The 18,743-nt window shown below is 58.7% G+C and carries 13 protein-coding genes; 9 read left to right on the forward strand and 4 right to left on the reverse strand.

The annotated features are described in order from the left end of the window. Nucleotides 1-25: 25 nt before the first annotated feature. Both DW823_RS01155 and DW823_RS01160 read right to left on the reverse strand, forming a co-directional pair. On the reverse strand, nucleotides 26-709 hold the full coding sequence (locus DW823_RS01155; protein ID WP_118079619.1) for a DUF1015 family protein: 684 nt from the start codon (nucleotides 707-709) through the stop codon (nucleotides 26-28). Nucleotides 710-748: 39 nt separating this feature from the next. Next, nucleotides 749-1,969, reverse strand: a complete 1,221-nt coding sequence (locus DW823_RS01160) for a M20 family metallopeptidase (RefSeq protein ID WP_118079621.1) — start codon at nucleotides 1,967-1,969, stop codon at nucleotides 749-751. Nucleotides 1,970-2,123: 154 nt separating this feature from the next. Here DW823_RS01160 and DW823_RS01165 point away from each other — a divergent pair, with 154 nt between their 5' ends. Then, nucleotides 2,124-3,173: a hypothetical protein gene (locus DW823_RS01165; RefSeq protein ID WP_118079623.1), complete on the forward strand. Its 1,050-nt coding sequence runs from the start codon at nucleotides 2,124-2,126 to the stop codon at nucleotides 3,171-3,173. A gap of 349 nt (nucleotides 3,174-3,522) precedes the next feature. Here DW823_RS01165 and DW823_RS01170 read toward each other — a convergent pair whose 3' ends face one another. Continuing rightward, nucleotides 3,523-4,686 carry a phosphoglycerate dehydrogenase gene (locus DW823_RS01170; RefSeq protein ID WP_117817617.1) on the reverse strand — a complete coding sequence of 388 codons (1,164 nt, stop codon included), beginning with the start codon at nucleotides 4,684-4,686 and terminating at the stop codon, nucleotides 3,523-3,525. Nucleotides 4,687-4,754: 68 nt separating this feature from the next. Further along, nucleotides 4,755-5,879, reverse strand: coding sequence for a 3-phosphoserine/phosphohydroxythreonine transaminase (serC, locus tag DW823_RS01175; protein WP_118079625.1), 1,125 nt, complete (start codon nucleotides 5,877-5,879; stop codon nucleotides 4,755-4,757). 496 nt (nucleotides 5,880-6,375) lie between these two features. On the opposite strand from serC, the gene DW823_RS01180 reads away from it, so the two are divergent. The 8 genes from DW823_RS01180 (at nucleotide 6,376) to pglZ (ending at nucleotide 18,741) form a co-directional block, all read left to right on the forward strand. After that, on the forward strand, nucleotides 6,376-7,026 hold the full coding sequence (locus DW823_RS01180) for a DUF1819 family protein (protein ID WP_118079627.1): 651 nt from the start codon (nucleotides 6,376-6,378) through the stop codon (nucleotides 7,024-7,026). 1 nt (nucleotide 7,027) lies between these two features. Continuing rightward, a complete protein-coding gene (locus DW823_RS01185) occupies nucleotides 7,028-7,720 on the forward strand; it encodes a DUF1788 domain-containing protein (protein WP_118079629.1) in 693 nt (230 codons plus the stop codon). Nucleotides 7,721-7,798: 78 nt separating this feature from the next. Further along, nucleotides 7,799-11,461, forward strand: coding sequence for a BREX system P-loop protein BrxC (gene brxC, locus DW823_RS01190; protein WP_118079631.1), 3,663 nt, complete (start codon nucleotides 7,799-7,801; stop codon nucleotides 11,459-11,461). A 66-nt stretch (nucleotides 11,462-11,527) separates the two neighbouring features. Continuing rightward, nucleotides 11,528-14,044: a BREX-1 system adenine-specific DNA-methyltransferase PglX gene (pglX, locus tag DW823_RS01195; protein ID WP_118079633.1), complete on the forward strand. Its 2,517-nt coding sequence runs from the start codon at nucleotides 11,528-11,530 to the stop codon at nucleotides 14,042-14,044. A 68-nt stretch (nucleotides 14,045-14,112) separates the two neighbouring features. Then, a complete protein-coding gene (locus tag DW823_RS09760) occupies nucleotides 14,113-14,259 on the forward strand; it encodes a hypothetical protein (protein ID WP_156333782.1) in 147 nt (48 codons plus the stop codon). A gap of 14 nt (nucleotides 14,260-14,273) precedes the next feature. Continuing rightward, nucleotides 14,274-14,864, forward strand: coding sequence for a hypothetical protein (locus tag DW823_RS01200; protein ID WP_118079635.1), 591 nt, complete (start codon nucleotides 14,274-14,276; stop codon nucleotides 14,862-14,864). A gap of 176 nt (nucleotides 14,865-15,040) precedes the next feature. Continuing rightward, nucleotides 15,041-16,009, forward strand: coding sequence for a hypothetical protein (locus DW823_RS01205; RefSeq protein ID WP_118079637.1), 969 nt, complete (start codon nucleotides 15,041-15,043; stop codon nucleotides 16,007-16,009). 23 nt (nucleotides 16,010-16,032) lie between these two features. Next, nucleotides 16,033-18,741, forward strand: a complete 2,709-nt coding sequence (pglZ, locus tag DW823_RS01210) for a BREX-1 system phosphatase PglZ type A (RefSeq protein WP_118079639.1) — start codon at nucleotides 16,033-16,035, stop codon at nucleotides 18,739-18,741. The last annotated feature ends 2 nt before the right edge of the window (nucleotides 18,742-18,743 follow it).

Here is an 18,743-nt window from a genome sequence, read left to right on the forward strand (position 1 = left end):
TTTTGCGCTGGGCGGTCTGGTTTTGCTAGAACCGCGCGATCTGGTGCGTGAGCAGACCCGTCGGAACCTGCGCCGCGCCGCCGCTGACCTGCGCGGCGGGGAAGAGCGCAGCTACGGCAAAGTTGAACGGCTCTTTGCCGGTGTACGTTCCGGCGGCACGGGCCTCATCGGCCAGAATCTGTGATGCCCCAGCCAGTGCGGCGGCATAGGCGGAGTCACCGGCGAACACCGGGTCGGGTGCCTGGTCGAGCATGGCTCGGATGGCGGCAACGGCGTCCTCGCGCTTGACCTCCCACACACGGTGCGTAATGCCGGCGGGGTCGGTGACGGCATAGAGCGATGCGCCCTCTTTGGCAGCACCCAGGATGATATCCATGACGGGCGACGCCTCGTAAGCGAGCGACAAGGGGCGAGGCTGAACTTTGAGTTCGACGATCGCGTGCGCAGCGGCGGCCACGTCAGCGCTGGCATCGCCCTTGCCGCCCGCAAGTACACTCGTCGGGCAAATTGCCACAACGCCCGTCACGCGTCCCAGCTCTCCCGAACACTCGTACACGTAATACGCTGCGCCTGGATCCTTGAGCATCAGGCCATCGGCAATGGCTCCGCGCAGAGCATCGTTGCCGCTCAGGATACCGCCCATCGCAGGCAGCGCCTCGAGCACGCGGTCCTGAGCCGGGCGGATGCAGGGAAACGGAAGTGCTTTCATGGGCGGTCCTAACGCGCGAGTCGGTTTGTTCGCGGCTTATTATGCCCCAACTTGGCCGCTCGCGTCCCAGAGTACGTTATCGGCGAGCGCGATGAGCACGTTTTGGCAGCGAACGATATCGGCATGGGGCACATACTCGTTGGGCTTGTGCGCGAGCGCGAGCGAGCCTGGGCCATAGCTCATGCAGTTGCGGTTTCCCGTCTTGCCGGCAATGATGGCGGTGTCGGTGTAGCCGGTAAAGAAGCCGACGGTCGTGTCCTCGTCCGTCACGTCATCGGCGGCACGCTTGAGCACTGCTAGAAGAGGAGAGTTCGGGTCGCGCTCGATGGCGGGGCGATCGCCCGTTACGGTATAGCTGCCACGGCAACCGGGAACCGCGGCCTCGGCGCCGGCGATGGCCTGCTCGACCATATTGATTGCGGTGGCCGTATCGGTCGGCGGGGCCAGGCGCATGTCGACCCAGACTTTGGCGCGGTCGGGTACGACGTAGGGGCGATATCCGCCCTCGATTTGGCCAAACGTGATGGTCGAAGGCCCCAGCTCATCGTGCGCGGGCAGCGCCGCAAACACGCGACGAAGCGAACACACGACCTCGGCCATGGCGGCGACAGCATCCGCGCCCTTCCAAGGCTGGCTCGCATGCGCCGTCACGCCAGCCATTTCAATCTCGAACCACGTACGCCCCTTGTGCGCCACCTGGATCTGTCCGTCGGTGGGCTCGGTGTCCAGCACCCATTCGCGCGAGCCGACCCAGCCGGCATCGATGGCCGCTTCGGAGCCGCGCATAAAGTCCTCCTCGTCGACCGAGCAGATGAGCGAAAAGCCGCGGCGGGGCAGCGCGCCATCCGCCGCCACGCGCTCGAGCGTATGGACCAGTGCGGCAATGGCGCAGGCCAGGCCACCCTTCATATCGCAGGCACCGCGGCCGTAGAGCCTATCGTTGCACACAACCGCCCCGAGCGGCGGCGTGTTTGCGTCCCAGCCATCGCCCAAGGTAACGGTATCCATGTGGCAGATGTAGACGAGTCGAGCCTCGTCGCTTACGCCCGGCACGGTAATCATAAGGTTGCGGCGTCCGGGGAGTACTTCGAGCTCCTCAATCTGCACGGCATGGAGCACCAGATGACTCAATCGCTCCAGTTGAGCCTCAACCAGCGCTTTGACAAAGCGCTCAATCTCGTCCTCATACGCGCCCGGGTCTGAGCTGTCGATCCGCACGAGCTCCTGCGCAAGCCGCCAAGCAAAATCCTCATCAACCATATGCAACCTCACAATCAGTTTGCTTTCCAAACCGATTGTAAGCCCCCTGAGAGATCTGCGACATGCACGTGGCGGTATTTACCGTTCGCAGGCGGAGCCATCGCGCTCGCCGTCTGAGCGGGTTCACAAACGATGCAGCGGGTACGTACTCTTCATGGACGACATGCTGTGCGACATATCTGCCTTTCGGTATCACCGGATACCTCCACAGGTCTTGGCAATAATGCCGGACCTGCCAAATTCTGCGGATGATCCGCGCAGGGAGTACCTTTGTGAGCACCCGCTCGTCAAGCATTTCCTGGGCACCCCGTTACACGTGTTGGCGCAGGGCGTCTGCGGGCGCAAGGGCGATCGCATTGTCAGGCATGTTTGGAACGGGGAGAGGCCGTTTGATTCCGTGCGGCAGACGGAGTTTGGCCTCGATGTCGCGTCCCCGCTCTTTACCCTGCTGACCCTGGCTTCCTCGGTCTCAAACGAGCGTCTAATCATGTGCATGTATGAGATGTGCGGCACCTTTGCCGTGTGCAAGATTGCGCCTCAGGTAAAGTCGGCACTTGAGCAGGCATATGGGAGCCGATGGAGTGACGCACGGTCGGGCTGGGAAAACGTAAAGGATGTCTCGGGGAATCCAACGGACTTGTGGAAACGACCTCCCTTGATCGAGCTCTCTGAACTTGCAGAGTACGTCGATAAGATCCCGGGGCTCCGCGGCGCTAAATCGTTCACACGTGCCGCAAAATGCGTTACGGGGGTGGCGGCATCGCCGCTCGAGGTCCAGGCTTCGATGCTGTTTAGCCTTTCGAGGTTGCGCGGCGGCGAAGGGCTGAGCCTTACCAATAACGTTGAGATTCGTTTGACGCGCAGTGCCCGCCTGATTTCGGGGCTTGATAGGCGCTATGCCGATATTCTGCTGGCAAATAAGGACGGCAGCCGAGAGTGTCTGGTTGAATGCCAGGGTAAAGCCATTCACGGATCCATTGAATCCAAGATTTCGGACTCCGATCGAACGACGGCGCTGCAAGCGATGGGATATCCCGTCGTTTTAATGACCTATGGTCAGCTGGCCGACTCCGATGCCTTCCGCGTGGTGATGGAGCTCATCATGTCCTATCTCGATGTGCCGCTGAAAGACAAGACGCCGCGACAGCAGGAGCTCGAACGGCGGCTTCGTGAGGAGATTTTTATCGATTGGGCGGGAATGTAGTCGTGCAGATGGAAAACGGTCGCGCGAGCTAAAGTTTTGGGCGCGAAAAACGCTTCAGTTTCGCCTTGGAAGGGCTTTAAAAATGTAATCCAGAACAAGTTGTTTCGGAAAATCGACAGTCAACTTGGATGTCGCATATAGAGATCGATTTTTACCTACTAAAGCCCCTGATAAAACTGTTTATCAAAGCAGGTGCGCTCAGTGATTTTGATATAACTGTCGATTATCCGAAAAAACTTATTATGGGTAGCATTTTCAAAACCAGCCGGAGCAACAAAATCGCCCCCCGTTTCGTGAAAACGGGGGGCGAATGGGCTTCGTGGTCTGTCTGGCAGGCTTGGCACCGGCGCTATTTAATCACGCGCACGCGATACATCGACGGAATCTGCTTGAGCGCCTCGATCGTGCTGCCGTCCAGGTGCTCATCGGTGTCGAACATGGTGTAGGCGTTCTCGCCAGCGGACTCGTTGGTCATGCGCTGCACATTGGCGTTGTCCTTGGCGAGAATGGCCGTGATCTGGCCGATCATGTTGGGCACGTTGGCATGCAGGCAGGCAATGCGGCTTGCGGCGCGCGCCTTGCCCATGCTGCAGGCGGGGTAGTTGACGCTGTGCGCGATGTTGCCGTTTTCCAGGTAATCCTTGAGCTCGCTGATGGCCATGTCGGCGCAGTTGGCCTCGGCCTCGCCGGTGCCGGCGCCCGAATGCGTGGTGATAAACGTATTGGGCATCTTGACGGTCTTGGGCGTGGCAAAGTCGCAGCTAAACCAGCTGAGCTTGCCCTCGCGCAGGGCGGCGTCGACGGCGTCCTCGTCAATGATGGTCTCGCGCGCGTAGTTGATGAGCACGGCGTCGGGCGCCAGCAGGTTAATCTGCTCGGTGCTGATCATACCGATGGTGTCGGCCTTGCTGGGCACGTGCACGGTGAGGTAGTCGCAGCCGCGGCACAGATCCTCGAGCGTGCCCACGCGCTGCACCTCGCGGCTCAGCACCCACGCGTGCTCGACGGAAATGAACGGATCGTAGCCGTAAACGTCCATGCCCAGGTCGACACAGGCGTTGGCGACCTTGGAGCCCACGTTGCCCAGACCGATGACGCCGATGCGCTTGCCCTTGAGCTCGCGGCCCACAAAGGCCTTCTTGGCCTTTTCGGCATCGACCTGAATCTCGGGGTCGTCGGCGTTGTCGCGCACCCAGTTCATCGACTGTACTACGCCGCGGCTCGAGAGCACCAGCATGCCCAGGACGAGCTCCTTGACGGCATTGCTATTGGCGCCGGGGGAGTTAAAGACGACGACGCCCTTCTTGGCGTACTCCTCGACGGGGATGTTGTTGACGCCGGCGCCACAGCGGGCGATAGCGCGGATGCCCTCGGGCAGCTCGTAGCCGTGCAGGTCGGTGGAACGCATCAGGATGGCGTCGGCCTCCTCGGCGGTGCCCACAAACTCGTAGCCCTCGCCAAACTCGACTTTGCCGTCCTTGGTGATGTCGTCGATGGTCTTAATCTTGCGCATGGAAAACTCCTTAGCAGGTTTGGTTTAAACAGGTGGTTTGAAGTGGCTAGTCGTCCGCGCGTTGCGGGCTAGTTAGATCGCGGACTCAAACTATGCTGTGCTTCGAAGTCCTTCATGTACGCTGCCAGTGCCTGCACGTCGTCCATAGTCACAGCGTTGTAGACGCTGGCGCGCATGCCGCCTACCAGGCGATGGCCCTTGACGTTTTGAATCTGGTGCTCGGCCGCGCCCGCGACAAAGGCGGCGTCGAGGTCGGCATCGCCGGTGCGGAAGGTGACGTTGGCGATGGAGCGGCTGTCGGCCTGCGTGGTGCCATGGAACAGCTCGCTGTGCTCGAGCAGGTCGTAGAGCAGGTTGGCCTTGGCCCAGTTGCGCTCGGCCATGGCGGCAAGTCCGCCGGTCTGCTCAACCCAACGGAACACCTTGCCGCACACGTAGATGCCAAAAGTGTTGGGCGTGTTGAGCATGGAGCCCTTGGCGGCCTGGGTCTTAAGGTCCAGGTACTGCGGCGTCTGCGCAAAGGCGGGGCCTTTGGCGATGAGGTCGTCGCGCACGATGACCACGGTTACGCCCGCGGCACCGGCGTTTTTCTGCGCGCCGGCGTAGATGAGCCCGTAGCGTTCAACGTCGAGTGGCTGCGACAGAAAGCAGCTCGAGACATCGGCGACCAGCGGCACATCGCCGCAGTTGGGCAGCTCGTGGTACATGGTGCCAAAGATGGTGTTGTTCTGGCAGATGTAGACGTAGTCGAGCCCGTCGCCCGCGGCCTCGGCGGCAATGCGCGCGTTGATGTCGGCCATGGTGGGAATGCGGTCGAAATTGGTGTCCTCGGAGCTCGCGAGCAGAACGGCCTCGCCGTACTTGGCGGCCTCCTTGTACGCTTTCTTGGCAAAGTTGCCGGTCACGACGTAACCGGCGCGGCCGCCGCGCATGAGGTTCATGGGGATGCCCGCAAACTGCAGCGTGGCGCCGCCCTGCAAAAACAGGACGCGGTAGTTGTTGGGGACGCTCAGCAGGCGGCGCAGGGTTGCCTCGGCGTCGTCGATGATCTGCTGGTACATGCTAGATCGATGGCTCATCTCGAGCACGGACATGCCGCAACCGCGGTAGTCCATCATCTCGTCGGCGACCTCGGCGAGCACGCTTGTGGGCAGTGCGGCCGGGCCAGCTGAGAAGTTGTGCACACGTGCCATCTTCTAGGTCCCCCTCGTAGTCGTTTGAACGTTCGGGATACTTTAGCACAGTGGAGCGCCAGGCGCGACCGCATCACGGTAAAACCCGAGTGTGCCGCTATGATTTACGGGATGGTTACATGGGGGAGGGTTAATAACCCTATGCTGATTGTATTTGCCAGCCATTGGGCCTAAAACGTACGAACGGCACCTCAAGTTTTGGCTGGGGGCTGTCGGGCACTTTGTCTGCCCAGGTGGGGTAGCCGCGCGTTTATCTGGCAAGTGTGATTTGGGGCGATCTCGTCAAAGCAGCTGAGCTGCGAAAAAAACCGTTAACCGGATTTAATTTTGTTGCTCAACATTTGACACGCTGGGCGTGGTAACTTTTTTACTAACAGGTATGATTATTGTCATGTGCGCCGCGCCTGCCTACCGGGCTGCGGCGCACTTATGACAGCCTCTGACACCCTTGGAGCGTGCACTGTGGATGTAACCACAAAAAGCGTTCGGGGGGGGGGTGCTCACCCGCGAGCAATTCCTCCCGTATGAGATGCGCATCGTCGCTGGCCTGCGTACGCAGGGCGCAAGCGACGAGCAGGTCATTGTACGCGTAAAGAGCGATAACCTCTTTCAATATCCCACGGAGCGCATGGTCGCTAACCGCGCGACCGTGTGCCTTCGCCGCCTCGACGCCATGGTGCCCACGGACGCCGCATGCGCCGCGCGCGGCATCGACCCCAATACCGCCGTCGAGGCCGCATCATCCCTAACCAGCCTTATGGCATCCGGCACTCCCACGCAGGCGGACCAGACCATCTTCTACAGCATGATCTGCCGCTACGACATCGTGCGCGAGCTCGTGCTCGTCGAGGTAGGGGAGCGCCTGCAAAACTTTGATTATGCCTTTACGGCGGTTGACCTCAACGCCTTTATGACGCGCTTTACCACGGAGTATCCGGACGCCGCCCGCTGGACCGAGTCCACGGTCACGCGCATCAAAGGCTCGCTTCGTCAGACGCTCCGCCATGCCGGCCTTATCGGCGAGGGCATGGGTCCGGAGTCCGAACGCCTTTCCCCGCTCTTCCTCGATCCCGATGTTGAGCAGGCTCTGATGCAGCTGGGCGAGCAGCCGCTTATCGCGGCCCTTACCGGCAGGGTGGTGATGTAGCGTGGCTCCCGTCAACAGCGCCGCCGAACCTGCTATCACCCCGGCGACCGATCTCACCACCAATATCGGCATCCATTCCCGTAAGAGCGTCGTGGCGGCGCATGTCCGCTCCGAGCACGCCCGTCAGGAATTTGAGCGACGCGCGCAGCTTCTGCGCGAGTGCCTGTGCAGCGAGGACTTTTTGGCCAACAAGGGCATAGGCAATGAGATCGGCTTCCACACCTTTTGCTATGACCCCGCGCTGGAGTTTGAAGCGCGTGCATTATTTGACGCCCTTTCACGCGATGCCGAGGCCGACAAGCTTCCGTGCACGCTCAAGGTCGTGAACCTCTACGACGCCGTGCTGGCAATTCTCGAAAAGCGCCGTGTCCTTAAGGCCATCCCACGCCAAGAGGAGCGCCGCGGTACCCAGCGCGTGCTCGAGGACGTGGCCAAGTTCGCCTCGCCCGAGAAAGTCGCCGCGTACATCCTTGAGCAGACCGAGCCGCACGCGCCTGGAGACGTCGTTCTCCTCACCGGCGCGGGCGAGGTTTTCCCGTTCTTTCGCATACACACGCTTCTCCACTGCATGCTTGCGGATTTTGATGAGGTGCCTGTGATCGCTGCCTATCCGGGCAGCTTCAACGGCTCTTCTTTCCAACTCTTTAACCGTCTGCCTGCCGATAACTACTACCGCGCCATCGATATCTCGTAAGCACGGCTCCCCGCAGATAAGGCCCTGCCACCGGTAATAACCCTTTGCCATAACGTTCCCAAACCCAAAGGAGCACCCATGGACAACACGATCATTCGCGACCTCTTTGCAAAAGACATCAACCGCTCCATCAATGGCGTGGTCAAGGTCCAGGATTCAAAAGATGGGTCCATCCGCCAGGAGCTTGACGAGTACGTGGTGACGCGCGAGTTGCAGAGGCACTTTGCCACGTTCTTCAAGGCCTACGGCGATGCCATCGATGCGCGCACCGACAAGATCGGCGTGTGGATCAGTGGTTTCTTCGGTTCCGGTAAATCGCACTTCCTCAAGATGCTGAGCTACCTGCTCGAGAATCGCCAGATCGGCGGCAAGAGCGCCATCCGCTACTTTGACGGCAAGATCGTCGACCCCATGGTCGCGGCTGCCATGGAGCGCGCCTGCTCGGTGCCCACGCAGGCCATCCTCTTTAACATCGATAGCAAGGCGGGCCAGTGGAAGCAAGGCGATACGGCTCCCACGGCGCTGCTTCGCGGCTTTGAGCGCATGTTCTACGAGGCGCGCGGCTTCTACGGCGAGGACCTCAAGCTTGCAAAACTCGAGGACTACATCGATTCCCTGGGTAAAACCCAGGAGTTCCGCGAGGCCTTTGAGCGCGTCAACGGCGAGTCCTGGCTCCAGGCCCGCGACACCTACAGCTACTTTGAGGACGACGTCGTCGAGGTGCTGCAGAGCGTGCTCGGCATGAGCGAAAAGGCCGCATGGAACTGGCTCGAGGGTTCTGAGGACGAGGTTTTGGCCCCCGATGTCTTTGCCAAAAAGGTCAAGGACTACGTGGACGCTCAGGCAGCGGCCCACGGCGGCAACTTCCGTTTGCTCTTTATGGTCGATGAGGTGGGTCAGTTTATTACAAACGACCAGGACCCAAGCCTTATGCTGAGCCTTCAGACCATCGTCGAGGAGCTGGGTGCCGCCTGCGGTGGCCGCGTGTGGGTGATGGTCACGAGCCAGGAGGCCATCGACAACCTGAGTCTGCCCGTGGGCAACGACTTTTCAAAGATTCAAGGCCGCTTCAATACCCGCCTTTCGCTTTCTAGTTCCAGCGTGGACGAGGTCATCCAGCGCCGTGTGCTCGAGAAGACCGCGCCGGCGGCCGATATGCTTGCACGGGTCTACGAGCAAGACACCGCCGTGCTCAAAAACAACTTTACCTTTGAGGGTGGCTCGCGCTCCGACCTTGCCGGCTACGCCAACTCCAAGGATTTTGTGGCCAGCTACCCGTTTGTGGGCTATCAGTTTAAGCTCCTGCCCGACGTGATGACCGAGGTGCGCAAGCACGGTGTCAAGGCCAAGCACATGTCCACGGGCGAGCGCTCCATGCTGAGCGCATTCCAGGAGAGCGCTCAGGTCATCCAGCATGACCAGACCGGTGCGCTCGTGCCGTTCTGGCGCTTCTTCGACACTATCTCCAAAGATCTTGAGCACGGCATCAGCCAGGTGGTTGACCGCGCGGTCCGTGCGGCCGAGAACGCGGAGGGCCTTGAACCCTACGACGTTCAGGTGCTCAAGCTCCTGTACCTGATTCGTTACATCGGCTACGTCAAGGCCACGGTCGAGAACATCTCCATCCTCATGATCGATAGCCTCGACGTGGACAAGCGCGCCCTCAAGGACCGCGTCAAGGAATCCCTCGCCCGTTTGGAGCGCGAGAACTACGTGTCACGCCAGGGCGATACCTATAGCTTCCTCACCGACGAGGAGCAGGAGATAGCGCAGGAGATCGCACGCACCCCGATCGACAACGCACAGGTGATCGAGTCTATCAAAAAGCGCCTGTTCGACAGCATCTACACCGCGCGCAAGGTCAACCGCGGGGCCAACGACTTCCCGTTTGACCGCTATGTGGACGGCTCAATCCACGGTACCAGCATGGGCGGCATGGAGCTTTACGTGGCGACTATGGCGAGCAACCTGGGCCGTGCGGACGATACCGAGCTGGCCTTGGCTTCTTCGGGCAAAGCCATCGTGGCCTTGAGTGACGAGGCGGATTATTGGGAGACGCTCGTCAGCGCCGCCAAGATCCGCAAGTACGCCAAGACGCGAAATCTCCAGGAGCTTCAGCCGAGTACGCGCCAGATCGTCGAGTCCAAGATGCGCGAGGCGGCCTATAACGAGAAAGAGGCCGATACCCTTTTGGGCGAGGCCGTGCTCCATGCACGTTGCGCAGTCAACGGCCGCATGGTTGAGGTCCGCGCGGCCAAACCCGCCCAGGTCTTTGAGCAGGTGCTGGCGCAGCTGTGTGATGTGGTCTTTGAAAAGGCCGACTATATCGGCGCGCCGGTCACGAGCGATTCCGATATCCGCTCCACGCTGGCGGGCAACGTTCAAGCGGGGCTCGCTGGCATGGACGCGGGTAACACGCGTGCGCTCAAGGAGATCGAGGACTACCTCAAAGTGCAGCACCAGCGCCATCTGGATACCGCTATGGGCGATATCCAGCGCCAGTACCAGCAAAGGCCCTTTGGCTGGCGCGAGGTCGATATCGCAAATGTGGTGGCGCAGCTTGTGGTGGAGCAGCGCGCGCAGGTGCTGTTTGGCGGTCAGACGGTTCAAGCTAACGACAGCCGCATGGTGGCACTCCTGCGCAAGGATGCCGATAAGGCCCAGGTGCGCTTGCGCGTGCGCATGAACGACCGTTTGCTGAGCGGTGCGGGTGAGCTCATGCGCGACCTGTTTGATCTCAAGACCGTGCCCTCCAACGAGGATAAGCTCGTGGCCGAGCTCAAGGAGCGCCTTGAGGACTTGCGTGAGGTGTGCGTCGCCCTGGCACGCGACTACTACACGGGCATCAAGCCGGCCTACCCGTATCCCGGTGAGGGCGAGTGCGAGAAGATGCGCTCGGAGGTGGCCGACGTCCTTAAGGACCAGAACGAGGCCGAGGCGTTCTTGACCACGTTCACCAAGCATGAGGACCGCCTGCTCGATGCCAAGGAAGACTTTGATAAGGTGGTTGAGTTCTTCGAGTCCAACCAGCGAACAGCGTTTGACCACGCCAAGGATTTCTTGAGCCGCACCGAGGGTATCGAGTATGCCTCCGATGACATTCCCAGCGCGGTTGAGAATGTGGCAAAGGTGCGTGAGGTTCTCAAAGATCCCAAGCCCTACGGCCGCATTAAAGACCTGCAGCCGCTTATGGATCCCGTCGAGGACGACATGAAAAAGCTGCTGGGCATCCGCCGCAATGAGTTTTTGTGCCGAATCGAGAGCGATCTGCAAGACCTGCAGGCACAGGCTGAGAGTCAAAAGGGCTTTGTCAATCAAGCCAAGGATGCCATAGCAGACGCCGGCGCCAAATACGAGTCGTTCAAAAACCGTGCCCACAGTGCTCAAAGCCTCAACGAGCTGAGTGTTGCCGCGACTAACTGGGCCAACTGGCTCAGCGCAGCAACCAACGGGATGTACGACGCTGTGGATGCGGCCCGCATGCGTATGGACAACGAGCGCCGCACCACCGAGGTCACGAGTACGGGTGAGGTGGTCAAGAAGATCTCCGGCAAGGCCGTTGCGTCGTCAGCACCCACGCCTGCACCCGTGCCCCAGCGCAAGATCAAGACTGTGCGCCGCGCCGATCTGGCCAAGCCGAGTCGTCTCTTGTCCGTAGGGGACGTGGAACGCTACGTGGAGGACCTGCGCTCCCGCCTTATGCAGGCGCTCGCTGCAAACGACGAGATCCGTATCAACTAACCCGCGGAGCCACCGGTGCCAAAGCGCGCACCGGTGGCTTATGGCGTTTAGAAAGGCTCATCAACCATGAACGATTCTGCTCTTAAGAGCTTCTGCACCTGGGCCCGTACGGAGCTCATCAAAGGCGTGGAGGCGCAGATGGTGCGCTACGGCATCACCGAACCTGCACCCGCGCCCGTTGGGTCCGAGACCGTTAGCGGCCTGCCCCTAAGTCCGGCTGAGATTGAGCAACGCGACGAACTGCTGCGCATGCAGGCAGAGGTGGGTCACGAGGTGCTGCGCGACCGTGCGGCCTACACCTGGTTCAACCGCATCGTGGCCATTCGCTTTATGGATGCACGCGGATGGCTTCCCAGCCGCATGCGCATGCTAAGTCGTGCGGACGGCAGCCATGGCAGCGAGGCCGTGGAGAACGCACTGGACGTGGAGATAGCGACGGCCGATACCGATCGCATAGCCGAGCTCAAGATGGCGGGCTTGGATGAACCGCTGTGGCGCTACCTGTTTGTTGCTCAGTGCGAGGAGCTTGCCGATTGCCTACCGGGCGTCTTTGAACGCGTGGGCGGAGCCATGGAGCTGCTGTTGCCCCAGGGCCTCATGATGTCCGACGGCGTGGTGGGCAAGCTCAATGCCGTCCTCACTGACGAGGACTGGCGCAAGGGCGTGACCGTTCTGGGCTGGATGTATCAGTACTACAACGCTGACGTTAAAGACGAGTTCTTCAAGTCCAAGCGCAAGGCAGCGGCGGCGGACATCGCGCCCGCCACGCAGCTCTTCACCCCCGAGTGGATCGTGCGTTACATGGTCGAGAACTCGCTCGGCCGTCTGTGGATGCTCAATAACCCGGGAAGTTCGCTGCGCGAGCGCATGGAATATTACATCGAGCCCGATGCTGAGCACGAGGACTTCATACGCATCTCGAGCCCCGAGGAGATAACCCTCTGTGACCCCGCATGCGGCTCGGGCCATATCCTGGTCTATGCGTTCGAATTGCTCTTCCATATGTACGAGGAGCGCGGCTATCGTGAGCGCGAAATTCCCGAGCTCATTCTTACTAAAAACCTCGCTGGCATGGAGATCGATCCCCGTGCAGCGCAGATCGCGGAACTGGCGCTTGCCATGTGCGCCCGCGAACACGATCGTCGCTTTTTCAAGCGCGCCGTGCGCGCCGACGTTACCGTGCTCTCGAGCATCCCGCTGGGAGAGGATGAGCTGCCGGGCAACAAGAAGCTCGCCGAGGAGCTGAGCCATTTGGGCGAGATCGGTTCGCTTCTCAATCCTTCAGAGGACGAGATCGACGAGCTCAAGGCTGCCGCCGCGAGTTGTTCCGATGACCTTTTTGCCGCTACGGCCAAAACTAAGCTCGAAAGCGCTGCCGCCATCTGCGAGAAGCTGTCCCGTCGTTTTACCTGCACCGTTGCGAATCCTCCGTATATGGGCAGCAGCAGCTTTAATCCATTCATGAGCAAGTGGGTCAAGAGAAATTATCCCGACGTGAAGAGTGACCTGTTCTCTTCGTTCATCGTGCGCATTATGGACTTTGCTGGCGAGCACGGCGAAGTCGGAATGATGACTCCATTTGTTTGGATGTTTATCGGTAGCTACGAGAAGCTTCGAAATAGGCTTATCGATGACAAGACCCTAACCACGCTCATTCAGCTCGAGTATTCTGGCTTTGCAGGGGCAACCGTGCCTATCTGCACGTTTACCTATCACAATTCGCATATCGATGGTTATAAAGGCGGATACGTTCGTCTTGCCGATTTTACTGGCCCCGCGGTTCAGGCTCCCAAGGCGCTGGAGGCCATCCAAAACCCCGACTGTGGCTGGTTCTACCGCCGCAACGCCGACACCTTCAAACAAATCCCCGGCACCCCCATAGCCTACTGGGCCAGCGATGCTCTTGTTGAATCGTTCACAAAAGGAAAGAGGCTCGATGCCATTGCTACTCCGCGACAGGGCTTGGCGACGAGCGATAATGGCCGCTTTTTGAGGAAATGGTGGGAAGTGGTGCCTTCCAACACATCGCGAGATTGCAGTGGCAGGCCCGAGGCAAAGCAAAGTGGTTCCCGTTGGTTTCCGATTATTCGGGGCGGCTCCTATCGAAAGTGGTGGGGTGACTACGATGAGGTGGTTAATTGGTTTGATGACGGTCGGGAGATGAAGGAAGCAATTCTGTCCAAGTATACCTATCTCTCTACACCTGATTTTGTGATCAAGAACCAGAACGACTATTTCAAGCCCGCAGTTTCCTGGTCTAAAATTTCTTCCAGCCTCGCCTCCTTTAGGTTTGCACCTCGAGGGATGCTTTTTGAGGTAGCTGGAGCATGTCTTTTTGCGGAGCCGAACGAGCTTCGATACATCCAGGCTTTCTGCAACTGTTCCATTGCCGAAATTGATTTGGCGTTTATGTCGCCGACTCTAAACTTTGAGGTAGGCCAAATCGGTCAGTTACCGATCATCCAAGATAAGGCCGCCGAACCGACTGTTTGTTCACTCGTTGAAGACTCTCGCTCAATTTCAAAGGCTGACTATGACTCGTTTGAAACTTCTTGGGATTTCAAGCGTCATCCTTTAATTTAGCTGTCTTGTTAGGACTCACCTATCTTTAACAAAAGAACGTCATTGGATAGATTGGATTGAAATTAAATATGTCTGAAAAAAAGAAAGATGACAAGAAAAGAAAAGATGAAGGGGCGGGAGCAAAGAAGCCGGTCACGATTCCTGGACCCATAACAAGGTTAACGCAATTTACTTATGAAAAACCGGCGGGTTTACCTGATCGAAAAACCAAGTAGTAAAGGTGACTTTCATGGGCAAAAAGAACAAGCGACATGACGTCGATAAAAGCGCTCTCTCCAAGGAGGGGCAGATTAGCGATTACTTGAGAGACATTGTTCTTTCCTCACTTGAATTTGAAAAAGAGAGGGGGGATAGCTTAAATCGCTACGTTGATAACCTCATGGTTACCATCACGATTCTGTCCGTTGCGTACCTGGCGCCTCTCGACTATATTTCAAATATTCAAGGTCTTGAGGAAGTTTATGGGATTTCAACGAGGCAAATACTGTTTGTCTATTTGATTCTTCTTGGTCTTCTTGGCTGTGCTCTTGTTATAGCTGTCAGTGCAATATTTTTAAGGAGCAATATTGCACTCGCATCTCCTTCTGAACAATTTGATAGGTATTCGACTACTTACAAAGAGGCTTGCGACGAGGGCGGGCAAATTAGGGAACGGGACTTGCTTAAGTCCTACTGCTCTTCCCTAAACATTACCTATCGGGCTTACCTTTTGAAACATAACAACATGTGGAAGCGATTGAAAATATCAACTGGCCTGACTGTTCTGTCATTAATCATGGCATTCGTTTTTCTGTCCCATCTTTTATTGACTTTATTGTAGTTGTCGTCTCTCACTTATGGGATTTATTGATAGCCAGACTTGTCCTGAAGATATCGGTCGAGCATCGGAAGGCTTTCGCTGTTTTTCAGCTCACGAGTCTTGGTGTTTATTGATTGATGGAATGGGCTCGGGTTTTCTAACTTCTACTGTATTGATAAATTGAAAGGTCTGTAGTTATGGCCACTTTGCTTCAAGATAAATACGAAGCCCGCAAGGCTGAGGTCAATGCTCGCTTTGAGCAGCTCCGCGCTAACGAGGAAGAGCTCAATCGAATCTTTGCCAAGATCTACAACATGGAGGGGGAGGTGCCCATCGAGGTCGAGGACAAGTACGTTTCGGTGGCGCGCATCTTTGACACCGCCGACGAGATTCCCGAGAGCTATAAGGGCAACAAATACGTGCGCACCAAGCGCGACGAGATCATCTCGCTCATAAGCTATGCCGTGGGCTGCATATTTGGGCGCTATTCGCTGGATATGGACGGGCTGGTCCTGGCCGATCAGGGGGCCACGGTCGATGACTATCTGGCCAAGATGCCCGATCCCGATCGCGTGACCTTTATGCCCGATAGCGATAACGTGCTGCCCATTACCGATGACGAGTACTTTGACGACGACATCGTGCGCTACTTTATCGACTTTGTGCGCACCGTGTACGGCGAGGAGACGCTCGAGCAGAACCTGGCCTTTATTGCCGAGGCGCTCGGCGGTAAGGGCACCTCGCGCGAGGTCATCCGCGCCTACTTTTTGAAGGACTTCTTTAAGGACCACTGCCAGACCTATAAGAAGCGCCCCATCTACTGGCTGTTCGACAGTGGCAAAAAGAACGGCTTCAAGTGCCTTGTTTACATGCATCGTTACCAGCCCGACTTGTTGGCTCGCATCCGCACCGACTATGTGCATGAGCAGCAGGAGCGCTACCGTGCCCAGATCGGCTATGCCAACGATGCCCTTGCCAGCGCCGAGCGCGGCGAGCGCGTGCGTTTGGACAAGCGCGTCAAAAAGCTCAATGACCAGCTTAAAGAGACCATTTCCTACGAAGAGAAACTGCACCACTTGGCAGACCAGATGATCAAGATCGACCTGGATGACGGCGTCAAGGTCAACTACGCCAAGTTTCAGGATGTGCTGGCAAAGATTAAGTAACTGCAGATACGGTAAGGATATTCATGCCCAAGATTGATGTAGAAGAACAGCTTAAGCTGCGGTTTTTGCAACCGTTGCCTGCATGCATGCCCCGCCGTGTGGTGGTTTGGCACGATGCGGACGGCGAGTTCGCTCCTGAGTTTGAGCGATTGGCCGCCGAGGGTTTCGGCGGCGCGGGGGCCGATGATGGCGTTATGCCCGCCCACGGTGACTTTGAGCGCCCGGTACGGTTTGTTGAGGCCTGTGAGGGCCGCATGTTTGCCGTTAAGAAGCTTATCAACCGCAATGACCTTGCGAGCGATATCTTGCTATATCGCCGTTGCCCGCGCGGCAGGCTTGAGGGCGATTGGCTTGCCGATGTTGAGCTGTATGCCGATCAGTTCCAGGCTGACTATCTTTCGCTTTTGGCCGATCAGCTGGGTATCGAGAATATTGACGCCGTGCGCGAGAGTCTGCGCGAGCACAAGGCGTTCTTTGATGCCAAGACCCGCTGCGCTAAGTTTGCCGCGTGTGTTCCGCATGCCTCGGGCGCATCCGATATCGAACTCGGTATCCTTACGGTGATTTTTGGCGGTAAAGAGGTTGGCGACGCGCGGCCCGCGTTTGTACTGCGCGGCTGTATGACCACGCTGCTGCACGAGGGCCCCGAGGCACTGGCCGAGTTGGCGGACAAGTACTGTGTGCGTGATGTTCTCTCTGCCTTCATTGTGCGTTGCTATGGGTTTGAGGGGCCGCTGTATGAGCGTGATTCGCTGCTTGCACTGGCATCCCACGTGTTCCTTACGGCGGCATCCACCGCGCTTCCCGAGGGGGCGCTCAAGGGACTCGAAAGCTATGTGGTTCCCGCATACGGCCCCTATTGCCTTGAGGCGGTGCGTACGTGGGACCAGACTGCCGATGCTCAGGTGTCGAGCGAGGATTTATTTGAGATCTGCCGTTTGGTGGAGGATGCCCGCGGGCTCTTTGCACGGTTTGAGGCCTTGCCGATCGATGTGCTGGCCTCGCTTGATGTGTTCCCGTGCGTCAACGAGGCTGTGCTCGCGCAGCTGTTCTGTTCGTTTGCTCAGGGCGCGGACCGTGTTGAGGACGCGCGCACCTTTGCGGCGCGTCGCTGCGACCTGAGCTGGTACCGCCGTGTCGAGAGCTACTTTGACCTGCTTGTCGCCGTGGCCGATATGTGCGCGTTTAGGCAGGTGCACGCGGGCGGGTTCCATCTGGCGCAGCCCCAGCAGGTGTGGGATGCCTACACGTCCGATTGGTATGCCATGGATGCCGCCTATCGTCATATGTGCACCGCGTATCTGCGGGCGCGCTCCGTCGAGTGCGATGTACTCGAGGAACCTGCCCGAGCCGTGGTGGACTGGGCGGAGAATCTCTACAGCAACTGGTTTTTGGCCGATGCCAATGCCTGCTGGACATCAGCTGCGCAAGGGGAGTGGGCCGATTGCGGCTACATCGATGGCCCTGCACGGCAGGATGAATTCTACTGGCATGTGCTGCCCACCTTTGTGGGGTCTGCCAAAACGACGGTCGTTATCGTAAGCGACGCGCTGCGCTATGAGGTGGCCCGTGATGTCGCGGCGCTTCTCGAGCGCGAGCGCGGCGGCAACGTCAGGGTTTCTAGCATGCAGGCGGTCTTTCCCTCCATCACCGAGGTGGGCATGCCCGCGCTGCTGCCGCACCAAGCGCTTGAACTTGCAGCGGATGGCTCGCTTGTGTTGGCTGACGGCATGCCCACTGCGACGACTCCGCAGCGCGAGGCCGTACTTACCCACGTTGAGCCCACGGCCCGCGCTTTGCGCTCGAGCGCATACCTCAACATGGCGGGAACCGAGCGCAAGGCGCTGCTCAAGGACTCCAAGCTCGTTTATCTCTACCACAACAAGATCGATGCTACGGGCGAGAAGGCCGCTACGCAGGATGACGTCTTCGATGCCTGTGCGGACACCGTGGAGGAACTTTCTGCGTTGGCGCGTCGCGTGTGCACCGACGCCCCGGGCGCGCGTGTTGTTATAACGGCGGACCACGGCTTTATCTACACGCGTCGGGAGCTCAGCGAGTGCCAGATGCTCGGCAAGCCAGACCTTCCCTTCCTTGACGCTCCCGTCATGCACGGCAAGCGTCATCTGGTGGTACCCAACGAGGCCGTGGCCAAGCTTTCGGAAGAGGCATGCGGGGTGTTTGCTAATGTTGGCATGGGACGTTTGGGTGCCGGTTTTGAGGGATTTGCCCCGCGCGAGAACGTGCACTTCAAGCGTCCCGGCGGCACTAACAACTACGTCCACGGCGGCATGAGCCTGCAGGAGCTCTGCGTGCCCGTTATCGGTTTTTGGCGTGCGCGCTCGGGTTCCAAGGACTTTGTCGACACGCGCGCGGCGACGCTGCGCGTGCTAAGTGAGGGACGCCGAGTGACCAACTCGCTCTTCTCGGTCAACTTGATCCAGGAAGAACCTGCCCAAGGTAAGGTCTTGCCGTGCGAGTACGAGCTGGTGTTTACCGATGCAAGTGGCAACGAGGTGAGCGATACGGTCAAGGCGCATGCCAACAAGACTTCTGTTAACTCGCAGGAGCGCGTGGTGCATGCCAAGTTTGCGTTGCATGCAGCGGATGGATTCTCGGCCAAGGGTCCGTACTATCTGGTCTGCCGCGAGCGCGAGACGGGCAAGATCGTTTGGCGCGAGACGTACACCATCGCTGTTTCGTTTGCCCCTGTTGCTGACTTTGGTTTTTAGGA

It is taken from the genome of Collinsella sp. AM34-10 (genome assembly GCF_003469185.1).
Classification (GTDB): Bacteria; Actinomycetota; Coriobacteriia; order Coriobacteriales; family Coriobacteriaceae; genus Collinsella.

Coding starts and splice junctions, on each gene's coding strand:
- serC (WP_118079625.1), bottom strand. CDS start 5,879: ATGGCACGTGTGCACAACTTCTCAGCTGGCCCGGCCGCACTGCCCACA.
- pglX (WP_118079633.1), top strand. CDS start 11,528: ATGAACGATTCTGCTCTTAAGAGCTTCTGCACCTGGGCCCGTACGGAG.
- DW823_RS09760 (WP_156333782.1), top strand. CDS start 14,113: ATGTCTGAAAAAAAGAAAGATGACAAGAAAAGAAAAGATGAAGGGGCG.
- DW823_RS01200 (WP_118079635.1), top strand. CDS start 14,274: ATGGGCAAAAAGAACAAGCGACATGACGTCGATAAAAGCGCTCTCTCC.
- DW823_RS01205 (WP_118079637.1), top strand. CDS start 15,041: ATGGCCACTTTGCTTCAAGATAAATACGAAGCCCGCAAGGCTGAGGTC.
- DW823_RS01170 (WP_117817617.1), bottom strand. CDS start 4,686: ATGCGCAAGATTAAGACCATCGACGACATCACCAAGGACGGCAAAGTC.
- DW823_RS01165 (WP_118079623.1), top strand. CDS start 2,124: ATGGACGACATGCTGTGCGACATATCTGCCTTTCGGTATCACCGGATA.
- pglZ (WP_118079639.1), top strand. CDS start 16,033: ATGCCCAAGATTGATGTAGAAGAACAGCTTAAGCTGCGGTTTTTGCAA.
- brxC (WP_118079631.1), top strand. CDS start 7,799: ATGGACAACACGATCATTCGCGACCTCTTTGCAAAAGACATCAACCGC.
- DW823_RS01160 (WP_118079621.1), bottom strand. CDS start 1,969: ATGGTTGATGAGGATTTTGCTTGGCGGCTTGCGCAGGAGCTCGTGCGG.
- DW823_RS01155 (WP_118079619.1), bottom strand. CDS start 709: ATGAAAGCACTTCCGTTTCCCTGCATCCGCCCGGCTCAGGACCGCGTG.